Source organism: Paralimibaculum aggregatum, assembly GCF_030270585.1.
GTDB lineage: Bacteria > Pseudomonadota > Alphaproteobacteria > Rhodobacterales > Rhodobacteraceae > Thermohalobaculum > Thermohalobaculum aggregatum.
Window position 1 is genome coordinate 1 of the sequence record NZ_BSYI01000019.1, and the last position, 14,955, is coordinate 14,955.

The 14,955-nt window shown below is 73.4% G+C and carries 14 protein-coding genes; 7 read left to right on the forward strand and 7 right to left on the reverse strand.

Annotated elements, in window-relative coordinates; translation table 11 throughout:
- Positions 1 to 101: 101 nt before the first annotated feature.
- Entirely contained in the window at positions 102 to 281 is a 180-nt protein-coding gene (locus QSJ97_RS12860; protein ID WP_285672179.1) for a DNA gyrase inhibitor YacG, read from the reverse strand.
- A gap of 98 nt (positions 282 to 379) precedes the next feature.
- Between QSJ97_RS12860 and QSJ97_RS12865 the strand changes: the two genes are divergently transcribed.
- The 3 genes from QSJ97_RS12865 (at position 380) to QSJ97_RS12875 (ending at position 6,431) form a co-directional block, all read left to right on the forward strand.
- Positions 380 to 1,606 (forward strand): efflux RND transporter periplasmic adaptor subunit, encoded by a 1,227-nt coding sequence (locus tag QSJ97_RS12865; RefSeq protein ID WP_285672180.1) that lies wholly within the window; start codon positions 380 to 382, stop codon positions 1,604 to 1,606.
- Positions 1,603 to 4,779, forward strand: a complete 3,177-nt coding sequence (locus QSJ97_RS12870) for an efflux RND transporter permease subunit (protein ID WP_285672181.1) — start codon at positions 1,603 to 1,605, stop codon at positions 4,777 to 4,779. Before QSJ97_RS12865 ends, QSJ97_RS12870 begins: the two co-directional genes overlap by 4 nt.
- A gap of 104 nt (positions 4,780 to 4,883) precedes the next feature.
- Positions 4,884 to 6,431 carry a CYTH and CHAD domain-containing protein gene (locus QSJ97_RS12875; RefSeq protein ID WP_285672182.1) on the forward strand — a complete coding sequence of 516 codons (1,548 nt, stop codon included), beginning with the start codon at positions 4,884 to 4,886 and terminating at the stop codon, positions 6,429 to 6,431.
- Positions 6,432 to 6,447: 16 nt separating this feature from the next.
- Here QSJ97_RS12875 and QSJ97_RS12880 read toward each other — a convergent pair whose 3' ends face one another.
- The 6 genes from QSJ97_RS12880 to hisD all read right to left on the reverse strand — a co-directional run bounded on the left by QSJ97_RS12880 (position 6,448) and on the right by hisD (position 10,846).
- Positions 6,448 to 7,614, reverse strand: a complete 1,167-nt coding sequence (locus QSJ97_RS12880) for a ribonuclease E/G (RefSeq protein ID WP_285672183.1) — start codon at positions 7,612 to 7,614, stop codon at positions 6,448 to 6,450.
- A 1-nt stretch (position 7,615) separates the two neighbouring features.
- Positions 7,616 to 8,233, reverse strand: coding sequence for a Maf family protein (locus QSJ97_RS12885; protein WP_285672264.1), 618 nt, complete (start codon positions 8,231 to 8,233; stop codon positions 7,616 to 7,618).
- A 121-nt stretch (positions 8,234 to 8,354) separates the two neighbouring features.
- Positions 8,355 to 8,573 carry a translation initiation factor IF-1 gene (infA, locus tag QSJ97_RS12890; protein ID WP_285672184.1) on the reverse strand — a complete coding sequence of 73 codons (219 nt, stop codon included), beginning with the start codon at positions 8,571 to 8,573 and terminating at the stop codon, positions 8,355 to 8,357.
- A 113-nt stretch (positions 8,574 to 8,686) separates the two neighbouring features.
- On the reverse strand, positions 8,687 to 8,902 hold the full coding sequence (locus QSJ97_RS12895; RefSeq protein ID WP_285672185.1) for a hypothetical protein: 216 nt from the start codon (positions 8,900 to 8,902) through the stop codon (positions 8,687 to 8,689).
- Positions 8,903 to 9,062: 160 nt separating this feature from the next.
- A complete protein-coding gene (locus tag QSJ97_RS12900; RefSeq protein WP_285672186.1) occupies positions 9,063 to 9,551 on the reverse strand; it encodes a UPF0262 family protein in 489 nt (162 codons plus the stop codon).
- Positions 9,548 to 10,846, reverse strand: coding sequence for a histidinol dehydrogenase (hisD, locus tag QSJ97_RS12905; RefSeq protein ID WP_285672187.1), 1,299 nt, complete (start codon positions 10,844 to 10,846; stop codon positions 9,548 to 9,550). The genes QSJ97_RS12900 and hisD overlap by 4 nt, the downstream gene beginning before the upstream one ends.
- A 143-nt stretch (positions 10,847 to 10,989) precedes the next feature.
- Between hisD and cysQ the strand changes: the two genes are divergently transcribed.
- The 4 genes from cysQ (at position 10,990) to galE (ending at position 14,618) form a co-directional block, all read left to right on the forward strand.
- Positions 10,990 to 11,814: a 3'(2'),5'-bisphosphate nucleotidase CysQ gene (gene cysQ, locus QSJ97_RS12910; protein WP_285672188.1), complete on the forward strand. Its 825-nt coding sequence runs from the start codon at positions 10,990 to 10,992 to the stop codon at positions 11,812 to 11,814.
- Positions 11,811 to 12,611, forward strand: a complete 801-nt coding sequence (locus QSJ97_RS12915; RefSeq protein WP_285672189.1) for a 3-deoxy-manno-octulosonate cytidylyltransferase — start codon at positions 11,811 to 11,813, stop codon at positions 12,609 to 12,611. The genes cysQ and QSJ97_RS12915 overlap by 4 nt, the downstream gene beginning before the upstream one ends.
- Positions 12,612 to 12,746: 135 nt before the next feature.
- Positions 12,747 to 13,631: a UTP--glucose-1-phosphate uridylyltransferase gene (locus QSJ97_RS12920; RefSeq protein ID WP_285672190.1), complete on the forward strand. Its 885-nt coding sequence runs from the start codon at positions 12,747 to 12,749 to the stop codon at positions 13,629 to 13,631.
- A 3-nt stretch (positions 13,632 to 13,634) separates the two neighbouring features.
- On the forward strand, positions 13,635 to 14,618 hold the full coding sequence (galE, locus tag QSJ97_RS12925; protein WP_285672191.1) for a UDP-glucose 4-epimerase GalE: 984 nt from the start codon (positions 13,635 to 13,637) through the stop codon (positions 14,616 to 14,618).
- Positions 14,619 to 14,955 lie beyond the last annotated feature (337 nt).

Genomic DNA, 14,955 nt, shown 5'->3' on the forward strand with positions numbered 1-14,955 from the left:
GCCGAGACCATCGCGCGGGAGAAGACGCTCGGCCGGCTGCTCGGCGCAGCGCGGCGCAGCGCCCGCGAGGCCGCCCTGGCGCGGGCCGAGACGGCGCCGGTTCAGCGTTCGCCGGAGCCCGGATCCTCGGGCGCAGGTTCGTCCGAGGGCACCGCATAGGCGCCCTTCAGCCACTTGCCGAGATCGACATCGGCGCAGCGCTTCGAGCAGAAGGGGCGCCACTTCGCCTCCCGCGGCGCGCCGCAGATCGGACATTTCGGCGCCGTTCGGCCCTTGGTCATCGCAGCCGCTCCCAAACTCGACGGACAAATCGCCGGCCCACGTTATATCCTCGACCAGACGCCGGAAACCCCCGGCCCGTCCGCGAGGCCCAGCACGGATGTATGCGCGCCCCGACCCGATGGCCCATGACGAGACCGCGCGGCGGCGCGCGCCGCTCTGGCACCGCGCCGCCGGTTTCGTGCTGCGCGCGGCGCTGCCGGTGGCGATCCTGCTCGCCGGCGCCGAATATGCGCGCGAGGTCTATCTCGGTGCCCCCGAGGCCGCCCGCGAGGCGCCGGAGCGGCGTGCCCGCCTCGTCGAGGTGGCGGCGGCGCGAGCCGCGACGACCGGCCCAGTGCTGCGCGCCTGGGGCGTGGTCGAGCCGTCCCGCCGGCTGGTGCTGCGCCCGGAGATCGGCGGCCGCGCGCTCGAGGTCTCCGACCGGCTGACCCCGGGCGGCGAGGTCGCGGCGGGGGATGTCCTGCTGCGGCTCGACGACCGCCAGACCCGGCTCGAGATCGCCGAGGCGGAGGCCGAGATCGCCCGCATCACGGCATTGATCCGGCAGGAGGCGGGGCAGCGTGACCGCGCCGAGCGCGACCTGCGGCGGAGCCCGATCCGCGGCGGCATCACCGACGAGCAGCGCGCGCTGATCCTGCGCGAGCCGCAGATGGCGGAGCTGACCGCCCAGCGCGACGCCGCCATGGCGCGCCGCGATGCCGCCCGCCTGCGCGCCGAGAAGCTGACCCTGACCGCCCCGTTCGATGCGCTGGTGGAGAGCGAGACCGCGGCGCGCGGCACCGTGCTGATGGCCGGCACCGAGATCGCCCGGCTGGTCGCGACCGAACGGTTCCGCGTCGTCGCCGCGATCCCGCCCGCCGCGCTCGGCTGGCTGACCCGGCCGGGCGCGCCGCCGCGGGTCACGCTGAGCCAGCCCGGGATCTGGCCCGAGGGACAGCGCCGCACGGCGCGGATCGCGCAGCTCAAGGGCGGGCTCAGCGCCGTCGGCCGGATGGCGGAGCTGATCCTCGAGGTCGAGGACCCGCTCGCCCACGACCCTGCCAATGCACCGCGGCTGCTGCTCGGCAGCCTGCTCGAGGCGCGCATCGAGGTGCCGCGGCTGGCGGAGGCGGTGGCGATCGACCCGCACTGGCTGCGCGATGGCGACACGCTCTGGATCGCCGCCGACGGCCGGCTGGAGATCCGCCCGGTCACCGTCGCCTGGCGCGGCCCGGACGAGGCGCTGGTGACGGCCGGCCTCGCGCCCGGCGAGCGCATCGTGACCACCCGTTTCGCCGCCGCCGCCGACGGCATGGCGATCCGCGTCGCCGGGCCGGGCGGATGACCGCCGCCGCCGCGCGGCTGCAGCGCCCCGGGCCGATCGGCTGGATGGCGCGCCACGGCGTCGCGCCCAATCTCCTGATGCTGCTGATGCTGCTCGGCGGGCTGCTCTTCGCCAACCGGATCACCCAGGAGATCTTCCCGGCCTACGAGACCGACACGGTGGTGGTCTCGGTAGCGCTGCCCGGCGCGACGCCGGAGGAGGTGGAGAGTGCGGTGACGCTGGCCATCGAGGACGAGCTGGGCGGCATCGAGGGCATCGAGAAGATCACTGCCACGGCACGCGAGGGCGCCACCAGCGTGATCGCCGAGATCGCCCCGGAGCGCGACCGCCGCGTGGTCTATTCCGAGATCGAGCAGGCGGTGGACCGCATCACCACCTTCCCCGAGGATGCCGAGAAGCCGGAGGTCCGCCTCGTCGTGGCCAAGCGCCGGGTGATGGAGCTGCAGCTGCACGGCGATGTCGATCCCCACGCCCTGCGCATGGCGGCGGAGGAACTGCGCCGGGCGCTGCTGCTCGAGGACGGCATCAGCCAGGTCGAGTTCGCCGGCACCCGCGAGCTCGAGATCCATGTGGAGATGCGCCAGGGCGCGCTGCTGGCCCATGGCCTGACGCTGGAGGAGGTCGCGGCACGGCTGCGCCAGAGCGCGGTGGAGCGCGGCGGCGGCAGCATCGAGACCCGCGGCGAGGACCTGCTGCTGCGCCTCGACGACCGCCGCGACACGCCGGAGGATTTCGCCGCGACGGTGCTGATCGCCGATGCCGGCGGGCCGCTGCTGCGCCTCGGCGACATCGCCGCCGTGCGCCGCGGCTTCGCCGATACCGGCACCCATGCGAGCTTCGACGGGCTGCCCTCGGTGGAGCTCGGCATCTTCCGCACCGGCGCCGAGACCCCGATCACCGTCTCCGAGGCGGTGCGCGCGGCGCTGCCCGGCGCCATGGCGACGCTGCCGGAGGCGTTTCGCGTGGCGATCACCGACGACGATGCCGAGATCTATCGCGGCCGGCTCGAGCTGCTGCTGAAGAACGGCTTCATCGGGCTGATCTTGGTGCTGCTGGTGCTGAGCCTGTTCCTCGAATACCGGCTCGCCTTCTGGGTCGCGGTGGGCATCCCGACCGCGTTTCTCGGCACCTTCCTGTTCCTGCCGGGCACCGGCGCCTCGCTCAACATGGTGACGATGTTCGCCTTCATCCTGGCGCTCGGCATCGTGGTCGACGACGCCATCGTGGTCGGCGAGAACATCTACGAATACATGGAGCGCGGCATGGGCCGGCTCGAGGCGGCGATCCAGGGCGCGCGCGACATCGCGACCCCGCTGGCCTTCTCGATCCTCACCAACATCGCCGCCTTCCTGCCGCTGGCGCTGATCCCCGGGGCCTTCGGCAAGTTCTTCGTCTGGATCCCGATCGTGGTCGCCAGCGCCTTCCTGCTGTCGTGGATCGAGGCGCTCTTCGTGCTGCCGGCGCATCTCGCCGGGGTGACGCCGCGGGGGGCGGAGCACCGGCCCTGGCGCATCGAGCGCATCCAGCGGCGGGTCTCGGCCGGGCTCGCCTGGGGGGTGCGGCGGATCTATGGCCCGCTGCTGCGGCTGGCGCTGTCCTGGCGCTATGCCACCGCGGCGCTGATGATCGCGGCGGCGCTGGTGGTGCTGGCCTGGCCGGCCTCCGGGCGCCTCGGCTTCAGCCTGTTTCCCTCGATCCCGCGGGACTATGCCCAGCTCACCGTGACGCTGCCGATCAGCGCGCCCGACCGGTTGGCCCTCGCGGTGCGCGACCGGATGGTGGCCGCCGCCCGGCGGGTGGTGGCGGAGAATGGCGGGCCGGCGCTGGGACGCGGCGTGCATGCGCTGGTCGAGATGCCGAAGATCACCGTGCGCGCCTATCTCGTGCCCGGCGAGGCGAGGCCGATCACCACCGCCGCCTTCACCGAGAAATGGCGCGCCGCGCTCGGCCCGATCCCGGAGGCCCGGAGCCGGCGCTTCAGCGCCTCCTTCGGCGGGCCGGGCGGCGCTGCCGGCGTCGCGGTGCAGCTCTCGCATGTCGACGAGGCGGCGCTGGCCGCGGCGGCGCGCGACCTTGCCGCCCGGCTCGGCGATTTCGCCGCGGTGCGCGATGTCGAGGACGGCTTCACCCCGGGCAAGACCCAGATCGCCTTCCGCATCACTGAGGCCGGGCGCACCCTCGGCCTCACCGCGGAGGAGGTCGGCCGGCAGGTGCGCGCGGCGTTTCTCGGCGTCGAGGCGCTGGCCCAGCAGGACGGGCGCAACGAGGTCACCGTCCGCGTGCGCCTGGTGGCCGAGGAGCGCCGGGCCGAGGCCGATCTCGCCGCGCTGCTGATCCGCACCCCCGATGGCGGCACCGCGCCGCTGCCGCAGGTCGCCGCGCTCGAGCGTTCGCGCAGCGCCGCCGAGATCGCCCGCGAGGACGGCCGCCGCATCGTCACCGTGACCGGCGAGATCGAGCCCGAGGAGATGGCCAACCGCATCGAGACGGCGCTGCGCGAGACCGTGCTGCCGGCGCTGAAGGCCGATCATCCCGGCCTCGGCTGGCGCTTCGGCGGGCGCCAGGAGACGCAGCAGAAGACGATGGACAGCTTCACGACCTTCTCCATCCCGCTGACGCTGGCGCTGATCTATGCGCTGCTCGCGGTGCCGTTCCGCTCCTATGTGCAGCCGGTGATCGTGATGGCGGCGATCCCCTTCGGCGTGGTCGGGGCGGTGCTCGGGCACATGCTGATGGGCATGGCGCTCTCGATGGTCTCGCTGTTCGGGGTGATCGCGCTCTCCGGCGTGGTGATCAACGCGGCAATCGTGATGATCGACCATGCCAACCGGGCGCGGCTCGCCGGGCTGCCGGCCTTCGACGCGATCTGGCAGGCCGGGCAGCGCCGCTTCCGCCCGATCCTGCTGACCACGCTGACCACCTTCGGCGGGCTCGCGCCGATGATCTTCGAGACCTCGCGCCAGGCGAAATTCCTGATTCCGATGGCGGTCTCGCTCGGATACGGCATCCTCTTCGCGACCGTCATCGTGCTGTTCCTGATCCCCGCGCTCTACCTGATCGTCGAGGACCTGCGCTGGCTGGCCAATCCGCCGAAGCCCGGGCGCAGCGGCGAGGCCCGCGACCCGCGCGAGCCGGCGCCGGTCCGGCCCGCGCCGCCGCTGCCCGGCCGCTGAGCGCCAAGTAGGGTCATCCAGATCCCGCCGGTTTCGCGTAAGATATTGACATTAGTAGCATTCGACCCCATGTCACACGATTGTCACAATTCGCGCGGAACGGCATGAGAGAAATCGAACTGAAGATCGAGATCGCGCCCGATCAGGCGGCGCGGCTCGACGGGCACCCCTCGGTGCAGCGCCTCGCGGCGGGCCCGGCGGAGACGCGCGTCCTGCGCACGCTCTATCTCGACACCCCCGGCCAGGCGCTGGCGCGGGCCGACATCGCGCTCCGCCTGCGCCATGACGGCGACGGCTGGGTGCAGACCGCCAAGGCCCGCCGCGGCCGCGGCGCCGGGCTGATGGAGGCCGTCGAGAGCACCGTCGGGATCGACGCGCCGGTCGCCGATCCCGATGCGGTGCCGGACGAGGGCCTGCGCAGCGTGATCCTCACCGCGCTTGCCGGCGCGACGCCGGAGGTCCGCTTCGAGACGGCGATCCGCCGCACCACCCGGCGCCTCTCGCTGCCGCGGCTCGGCGAGGTCGAGCTCGCGGTGGACGAGGGCGAGATCCGCGCCGGGGAGCGCACGGCGCCGCTCAGCGAGGTGGAGATCGAGCTGCTCTCCGGCCAGGCGGCGGCGGTCTTCGAGGTCGCCCGCGAGCTCTTCCCGGAGGGCGGCGTGCGCCCCTCGCTGCTGACCAAGGCCGAGCGCGGCGGGCGCCTCGCGGCGGGGCACGATCCCTCCGCGGTGGCGCCGCGCAATGCCGCCGGGGTGGCGCTGCATGCCGACATGACCGCCGAGCAGGGCGCGCGCGAGGTGCTCTCGGAATGCCTCGAGCAGCTCGCGGCGAACATCCCCGTGGTGATCGCCTCCGACGATCCGGAGGGCCCGCACCAGCTCCGCATCGGGCTGCGGCGGCTGCGCTCGGCGCTGCTGGTCTTCGGCGGCACTCTCGGCGGCGACCGGCTCGCGCATCTCGACAACGAGGCCCGCTGGCTCGGCCACGAGGCCGGGCGGGTGCGCGATCTCGACGTCGCCCATGCCGATATCCTCGGCCCGCTGCGCGAGGAGATGCCCGGCGAGCCCGGCGCCGATGCGCTGGCCGCCTCGCTGGCGCGCAAGCTCGCCGAGGCGCGGGCCGATCTGCGCCAGACGCTGGCCGGCCCGCGGGTCTGGGCGCTGCTGCTCGATCTCGGCGAATACATCGCCACCCGCGGCTGGCTCGACCCGGGCGACTGGGAGCAGACGACGCGCCTCGCCCGGCCGCTCGGCGCTGCCGCGGCGGAGGCGCTCGACGGCCGGCTCGCCCGTGTCATGCGGCGCGGCGAGAAGATCGGCACGCTCGAGATCGACGCCCGCCACGATCTCCGCAAGGAGCTGAAGAAGCTGCGCTATGCGGTGGAATTCTTCGCGCCGATCTTCCCGGAGAAGAAGGTGAAGCCCTTCGTCCGGCGGCTGAAGGCGCTGCAGGAGATCTTCGGAGACCTGCAGGACGCGGCGATGGCGGAGGAGATGTTCCGCGCCGAGAACGGCCCGGGCAGCGATTCGGTGCCGGCGGCACGGGCGGCAGGCTTCGTGATCGGCGTGCGGACCGAGCGGGCGCGGCGCTCCTGGGAGGCGGCCAAGCAGCTCTGGAAGGCGTTCAAGGAAACCGGCCCGTTCTGGCCCTGAGGGCGCGCGCGCCGGCTCAGATCAGCTCGAGGATCGGCCGGCGCTCGCGCTTGCGCTGCAGCTCGACGAGGCCGAGCGGGGTCCAGCCGGCAAGGCTCGTCTCCACCGGGTCGCGCCGCAGCGCGGTCCTCAGCGCATCCTCCAGCCGTTTCCGGTCGCGCTTCGGCAGCGGCGCGAGATCGAGCGCCACGATGCCGCCGAGGCCGCGCAGGCGGAGCTGCCGCGGCAGCTCCCGCACCGCCTCGAGATTGGCGGTCAGCGCATCGCCGCCCTGGAAGCCGCCGCCGGTGTTCACATCCACCGCCACCAGTGCCGCGGTCGGCTCGATCTGCATCCAGCCGCCGGACGGCAGCGCGGCGCGCGGGCTGCGCAGCGCCTCGATCGCCTCCCAGAGGCCGTGATGGTCGAAGAGGTCCGGCCCGTCGAAGCGCTGCATCGCCGCCCGCAGATCGGCCGAGACCGCACCGGCCCGTTCGAGCTCCCCGGCGAGTTCATGCCAGGTCTCGCGGCCGACGAGGATCCGCGGCACCGGGTCGGTCCAGTCCCTCAGCGCCTCGCGCACCGAAGGGCTGCCGGCGGGCGGGACGGCGGCACCGTCCAACCCCTCGAGCGCCGCGCGCTCCAGCAGCAGCTGCCCGAGCTCCGCCGCAAGCTCCGCCTCGGCCGCCCCGATCGCCGCGGTGCGCAGGATCGTGCCGTCGCCCCGCGCCATCCCGCGCAGCGCCGCGCGCAGCGCTTCGGGCGCGATCTCCGGCCCCGGCTCCCAGCCCTCGACCACCGCCGTGAGCCGCGCGCGCTCGTCGGCATCGCGGATCTGGCGCGAGAGATTGATCCCCGGCGCACCGGGGGTGTGGATCAGCCGCCGGCCCTTGTGGAGGATGCGCGCGGTCACCGGGCTGGCCTTGCCGGCCTCGGGATGGCTCACCACCTGCACCGCCAGCCGCTCGCCTGCGCGCCGCCCTCTGGCCTCGCGCAGGAAACCCGTGCGCCCGCCGCCCAGCGCCACGAAGGCGGCCCCGAGCTTCGGCACCAGCCGGTCGATCTTCGCGGCGAGGATCTCGCCCGGCCGCGGCATGGCATCGCCGGCCGGCGGGTCGACCAGCAGGTCCTCGAGCCGTCCGTCGACGAGCAGCGCCGCCGCCGGCCGGCCGGAGACCCGGTCGATCAGGAGATGGCGGGTCATGTCACGCCGCCGGCCCCTCGAAGCGCAGCGGATAGCCGTTGCCCGCGAGCAGCGCCGCGGTCTCGGCCAGCGGCAGGCCGACGACAGCGGTGTAGCTGCCGATGATCTCCGACACGAAGGCCCCGGCAATGCCCTGGATCGCATAGCCCCCCGCCTTGCCGCGCCACTCGCCGGAGCGCAGATAGGCGGAGATCTCGGCGTCGGAAAGGCGCTTCATCCGCACCCGCGTCTCCACCAGCCGCGCGCGCGCGCCATCGGGGCAGAGCAGGCAGACCGCGGTCGCCACCCGGTGACGGCGCCCCGACAGCAGGTAGAGGAAGGCCGCGGCCTCCGCCGCATCCGCCGGCTTGCCGAGGATCCGGCGCCCGGCAAACACCACCGTGTCCGCCGCCAGCACCAGGCCGGCACCGTCGCCCGCGGCCCTGGCGACCGCGGCGGCCTTCTCACGTGCCATGCGGGCGACATAGTCGCGCGGCAGCTCGCCCGGCCCGGGGGTTTCGTCGATCTCCGCAGGCAGCACTGCATCCGGCACCACGCCGATCTGCGCCAGCAGGTCCAGCCTGCGCGGCGAGGCCGAGCCGAGGACCAGCCGCGGGACCGAAGCCGCGGCATCCGCCACGGGCGCCGCGGCATCGGCGGAGCCGGTGCCGCCGGTGCGGGCGGGGCTCGATGCCCCGGCCGCGCCGACCTCCCCGGTCGGCACGGTTGCGCCCGTCCGGGCCCTGCCCGCGCTCACGGTCTCACTTGAAGCGGTAGGTGATGCGCCCCTTGGTCAGGTCATAGGGCGTCATCTCGACCTGCACCTTGTCCCCGGCGAGCACGCGAATCCTGTTCTTGCGCATCTTGCCGGCGGTATGGGCAATGATCTCGTGCCCGTTCTCGAGCTTGACCCGGAAGGTCGCGTTCGGAAGCAGTTCGGTCACGACGCCCGGGAACTCGAGAGTCTCTTCTTTTGACATCTTGTCTCCGTGGGGAACCCGTCGGCGCGGAAAATGGGCTCAACCACGGATAAAAGCAAGTCCCCCGACGACACGCCGCCGCAGAGCGACCATTCCGGGGCGAATTGGCGGGCCTAGCGGTGCTCGATCATCCGCCGCGCGAAGCCGAGGGTCAGCCGGTATCCCGCATAGCCCACGACGAGCCCGACCAGCGCCGCCGGGCCGAGCCGCAGCGCCAGCTCGCCGATCCAGCCGAGGCCCTCGACCAGCGCGAGCCAGGCCGGATCGTGGCTCTCCCCCTCGTGCAGCAGGAAGGTGAAGTCCGAGACATCGATCTCCGCGATACCCATGGCACTGCTCCGCATTAAGAACTCGATGAAGTCATGCATACACCATAACCGCGTCATGGTGAACCGTTGTTCACCAATATAATGCAAAGCATTCAACATATGCGGATCGTTTCGGGACAATCCGCGTCAGAACAAGTAAATGAAAGGTAAAGGGTCGGGATCAGCCGGGCTGCGACAGGGCGCAGATCACCGTGAAGAGCCGCCGCGCGGTGGCATGGTCGGTCTCCACCGCGCCGTCGAGCCGCGCCACCAGCAGCCGCGCGCCCTCGTCATGGATCTCGCGCCGGGTCTGGTCGAGCGCCTCGATCTCGGCGCGCGGCAGCGCCCGCACCGCGTCGAAGTAACGCTCTGTGATCGCAGCATAATCCTCGATCGCCTCGCGGAAGGGCGCCAGCGGCAGGCGCAGCGGCGCCAGCGCCGGCCCGGCCGCCGCGGCGATCTCCAGCGCCAGGTGCCGCCCCTCGAGCCCGATGCCGAGGCTGAACGGCCCGGCCTCGACCTGCCCGGCCGGGCGGAAGCGGTTGTCCTCCGCCAGGTCGAACAGCGCGACGTCGAGCTCCTGCTGCATCTCCGGCGTGCGCGGCAGCGGTGCCGCCTCGGTCAGCGCGACGCGTTCCAGCCGGTCCGCCGGGCCGAACCCGCCGCTCATCCCGCATCCGCCCGGCGCAGCGCCACCGAGAGCCCGTGCGCCTCGAGTCCCTCGGCCTCGGCCAGCGTCTCCGCCGCCGGGCCGAGCGCCGCCAGCGCGCCGCCGTCGAGCGCCGCCAGCGTGGTGCGTTTCAGGAAGTCGAGCACCGAGAGCCCGGAGGAGAACCGCGCCGAGCCGGCGGTCGGCAGCACGTGATTCGGCCCGCCCACATAGTCCCCGATGGCCTCCGGGGTGTGCCGGCCGAGGAAGATCGCGCCGGCATGGCGGATCTGCCCCATCAGCGCTTCCGGGTCGGCGACGCAGAGCTCGAGATGCTCCGGCGCCACGCGGTTGGCGATCTCGGCGGCCCGTGCCAGCGTGTCGACCAGGATCACCCCGCCGTAGTCGCGCCAGCTCGCGCCGGCGATCCCGGCCCGCGAGAGCCGTTGCAGCGCACGCTCCACCGCCGCCGGCACCGCCTCGGCCAGCGCCGCGTCGTCGGTCACCAGGATCGATTGGGCACGGCTGTCATGCTCGGCCTGGGCCAGGAGATCCATCGCCAGCCAGTCCGGGTCGTTGCCGGCATCGGCGATCACCAGCACCTCCGAGGGCCCGGCGATCATGTCGATGCCGACGCGGCCGAAGACCTGCCGCTTGGCCTCCGCCACATAGGCGTTGCCGGGGCCGGTGATCTTGTCGACGCCGCGGATCGGCCCGGCGCCATAGGCCAGCGCGCCGATCGCCTGCGCGCCGCCGATGCGCCAGATCTCGTCGATCCCGGCGACCCGCGCCGCCGCCAGCACCAGCGGGTTGAGCCGGCCCTCGGGGCAGGGCGCGCAGACCGCGAGCCGCCCGACGCCGGCCACCTTCGCCGGGATCGCGTTCATCAGCAGGCTCGAGGGATAGGAGGCGAGCCCGCCCGGCACATAGAGCCCCGCCGCATCCACCGGGCCCCAGCGCCAGCCGAGCCGCGCGCCGGCAGCATCGGTCCAGTCGGCATCCCCGGGCATCTGGCGGATGTGGTATGCGCGGATCCGCTCGGCGGCGAGCTCCAGCGCCTCGAGCCGCTCCGGCGCCACCTCGGCCACCGCCGCGTCGATCTCCTCCGCGGTGACGGCGAGGCTCGCCTCGGTCGCCTCCCAGCGGTCGAACAGGCGGGTGCGCTCGATCACCGCGGCGATGCCGCGCGCCCGGATATCGGCGAGGATCTCGGCCACCGCGTCGCGCACATCCGCGCCGGCGGCCCGCTCGTCGGAGACCAGCCGCGCGAAACGGGCCTCGAAATCCGGGGCATCGTGGCGGAGCAGTTCGGGCATCGGCGGCATCTCTCCATGAGGGCGGCGGACCACCCGACTGCCTACTAGCCGCGCGGGCCCGCCGCAAGGCCGCCCGCGGCCCGGGGGGCTCGCCAAATCGGGCGCGCTCGCCTATAGCGGGGCGAGCCGCAGAAGGGAGCCCCATGACCCCAGATCCCGACCGTCTGGCGGAGGTTTTCCGCCGCCTTTCCCTCGCCGCCGGCGCCGCGATCCTCGAGGTCTATGGCCGCGCCGAGATGGATGTCGCCGCCAAGGCCGATGCCAGCCCGGTGACCGAGGCCGATCTCGCCGCCGACCGGATCATCGCCGGGGGGCTGGCCGAGGCCTTTCCCGAGATCCCCGCCGTCACCGAGGAGCAGGCCGCCAGCCACCGCGCGGTGGCGGGCGCCTTCTTCCTGGTGGACCCGCTCGACGGCACCAAGGAATTCGTCCGCCGCGGCGGGGATTTCACCGTCAACATCGCGCTGATCGAGGGCGGGCGCCCGGTGGCCGGGGTGGTCTATGCCCCGGCCAAGGGGCGGCTCTTTCTCGGCATCGCCGGCCGCGCCACCGAGGAGACGGTGGAGGCGGGCGCTGTTGTCCCCGGCTCGTCGCGCGCCGTCGCGGTCGCGGCGCCGGACCCGGCGGGGCTGCGCGTGGTGGCCTCGAAATCCCACCGCGACGCCGCGACGGATGCCTATATCGCGCGCTATCCGGTGGCGGATTTCGTCTCCGCCGGCTCCTCGCTCAAGTTCTGCCTGGTGGCGGCGGGGGAGGCGGATCTCTATCCCCGCCTCGGCCGCACCATGGAATGGGACACCGCGGCGGGCCATGCGGTGCTCGCCGCCGCCGGCGGCCGGGTGGTGCGCTTCGCGGACCATGCACCCTTCGGCTATGGCAAGCCGGGCTACGAGAACGGCTTCTTCATCGCCCATGCACCCGGGGTCGCGCTGGTGGAGCCGGAGACCGCGGCGGAGACCGGGCCGTGACGGTCGCGCTGCTGATCCCGGCGCGCTATGCCTCGCAGCGCTTTCCCGGCAAGCCGCTGGCGCCGCTGAAGGGCGCCACCGGGGTCGCCAAGACGCTGATCGCGCGGAGCTGGGAGGCGGCGCTGGCGGTGCGCGGGGTCGATCACCGCGCCGTCGTCACCGATGACGGCCGCATCGCCGAGGAGGCCGCCCGCTTCGGCGCGCCGGTGGTGATGACCTCGCCGGACTGCGCCAACGGCACCGAGCGCTGCGCCGAGGCGGCGGCGACGCTCGACCCGGCGCCGGAGATCGTGGTCAACCTCCAGGGCGACGCGCCGCTGACGCCGCCGGGCTTCGTCGAGGCGCTGATCGCCGCGATGCGGGCGCATCACGAGATCGCCGTGGCCACCCCGGTGCTGCGCTGCGACCATGCCTCGCTCGCCCGCTTCCGCGAGGACCGCAGGGCCGGCCGCGTCGGCGCCACCACCGCGGTCTTCGACCATGCCGGCCGCGCGCTCTACTTCTCCAAGGAGGTGCTGCCCTTCCTGCCGGCGCTGCCGGCGGCGGAGGAGACGGTGCCGGTGTTCCACCATGTCGGGGTCTATGCCTATCGGCGCGACGCGCTCGAGCGCTATCTTGCCGCCGCGCCCGGGGTGCTCGAGCGCTGCGAGGGGCTGGAGCAGCTGCGCTTCCTCGAGGCCGGGATGCCGATCCAGTGCGTCGAGGTGGAGGCCGGCGGGGCCGAGTTCTGGGAGCTCAACAACCCCGAGGACGTGCCCACCGTCGAGGCCGCGCTGGCCCGGCGCGGGCTGGTCTGAGGCGGCGCGCCGGCACCAGGCGCGCGGCCGCTCCGCACCGATGCCGGAACATCGTGCATCCGGTCACGAAATGCGCATCCTTGGCGGTGCAGGTTCGGGAGAAGTTTCACCCGGAGACGTTTGGAGGACGAGACGATGACAGCCCCGATCACCAAGGCCGTGTTTCCCGTGGCCGGTCTCGGCACCCGCTTCCTGCCGGCGACAAAGGCGATGCCGAAGGAGATGCTGCCGCTCGTCGACCGCCCGCTGATCCAGTATGCCATCGACGAGGCCCGCGCCGCCGGAATCACCGAGTTCATCTTCGTCACCGCCCGCGGCAAGAGCGCGCTCGAGGACTACTTCGACGCCGCGCCGACGCTGGAGCGCGAGCTGCGCGAGAAGGGCAAGGACGATCTCCTCGCCGAGGTCGACAAGGCCACCATGCCCTCCGGCGCCATCGCCTATATCCGCCAGCAGGAGGCGCTCGGCCTCGGCCATGCGGTGTGGTGCGCGCGGCGGCTGATCGGCGACGAGCCCTTCGCGGTGATCCTGCCGGACGACGTGATCGCCGGCGACAGGCCCTGCCTGCAGCAGATGGTCGAGGCCTATGAGGGCGGCTGCATGGTTGCCGCCATGGATGTCGCGCCGGCCGAGACCAGGAGCTACGGCGTGCTCGACATCGCCGAGGACGACGGCGCCCGGGTGCGCGCCCGCGGCATGGTGGAGAAGCCGGCGCCCGAGGCGGCGCCCTCGCGCACCGCGGTGATCGGGCGCTACATCCTGACGCCGCAGGTGATGGAGAGCCTCTCGGCGCGCAAGCGCGGCGCCGGCGGCGAGATCCAGCTCACCGATGCCATCGCCGAGCAGGTCGATGTCGGGCCCGGGGTGTTCGGCTACCGCTTCGCCGGCGAGCGCTTCGACTGCGGCTCCAAGGCCGGCTATCTGCGCGCCACGGTGGCCTTCGCGCTGGCCCGGGAGGATCTGCGCGACGCCTTCGGGGCCTATGTGCAGGAGGTCGCGGCCGGGCTCGGGAACGCCTGAGCCATGGCCACGGTCCTGGTCACCGGCGGCGCCGGCTATGTCGGGTCCCATGCCTGCAAGGCGCTGAAGGCGGCGGGGCATGTGCCCGTGGTGTTCGACAATTTCTCCACCGGCTGGCGCGGTGCGGTGCGCTACGGGCCGCTGGCCGAGGGCGATCTCCTCGACCCCGCGGCGCTCGACCGGGTGTTTGCGGCGCATGCGATCGATGCGGTGATGCATTTCGCCGCGCTCTCCTATGTCGGCGAATCGGTGCGCGTGCCGCTGGCCTACTGGCGCAACAACCTGGCCGGCACGCTGTCGCTGCTCGAGGCGATGACGCGCCACGGCGTGGGCCGGATCGTGTTCTCCTCCACCTGCGCCACCTATGGCGAGCCGGCCGGCACGGTGCTGACCGAGACGGATGCGCAGGCGCCGATCAACCCCTATGGCCAGAGCAAGCTGGCGGTGGAGCGGATGCTTGCCGATACCGCGGCGGCGCATGGCGGGTCCCACGTGATCTTCCGCTACTTCAACGCGGCCGGGGCGGACCCCTATCGGGAGATCGGCGAGCAGCACGTGCCGGAGACGCATCTGATCCCGCTGGTGCTCGACGCGGTGGCGGGGAAGCGGGCACGGATCACCGTCTTCGGCACCGACTACCCGACGCCGGACGGCACCTGCATCCGCGACTACATCCACGTGACCGACCTCGCCGATGCCCATGTCCGCGGGCTCGAGCACCTGCTGGCGGGAGGCGGGAGCCTCGCGCTCAATCTCGGCTCCGGCAGCGGGCATTCGGTGCGCGCGGTGATCGAGACGGCGGCGGCGGTGACCGGGCTGCCGGTGCCGGCGGAAGACGGGCCGCGCCGGCCGGGCGACCCGGCCCGGCTGGTCTCCGGCTCCGGACTCGCCGAGGCGCGGCTCGGCTGGCGCCCGCGGCGCTCGGATCTGCGGACGATGATCGAGGATGCCTGGGCCTGGCACCGGACCGGCGGCTTCGAGGCTTGAGCCGGCCCGCATCTGCCGGCCGGCCCGCGGATCGCGCTCCGCCCGGCCGCCGGGCCCCCGTCTCCAGCAGCCTCCGGGGCGCCGCGCCGGCCGTCTCGCCTGTGGAAACGCTCCGTCCGCGGCGCGCTGCCAGCCGCGGCGCCCGTGGCTGGGCGGGCGTGTGGCCGGTCGGTCGCGGCGGTGATGCCGGGCGCCTGTCCGGCTGCCACGGGCACTGCCGCCGGGCAGGCGCCGCGCGCGGAACGCCGCCACGGGCATGACGCGTGACGCGGCGCTTCGGAGGCCGCTGGCGGCAGAGCGCGCCGGCCCTGCGGAGCGCGTTCGCCGGACCGCTCCC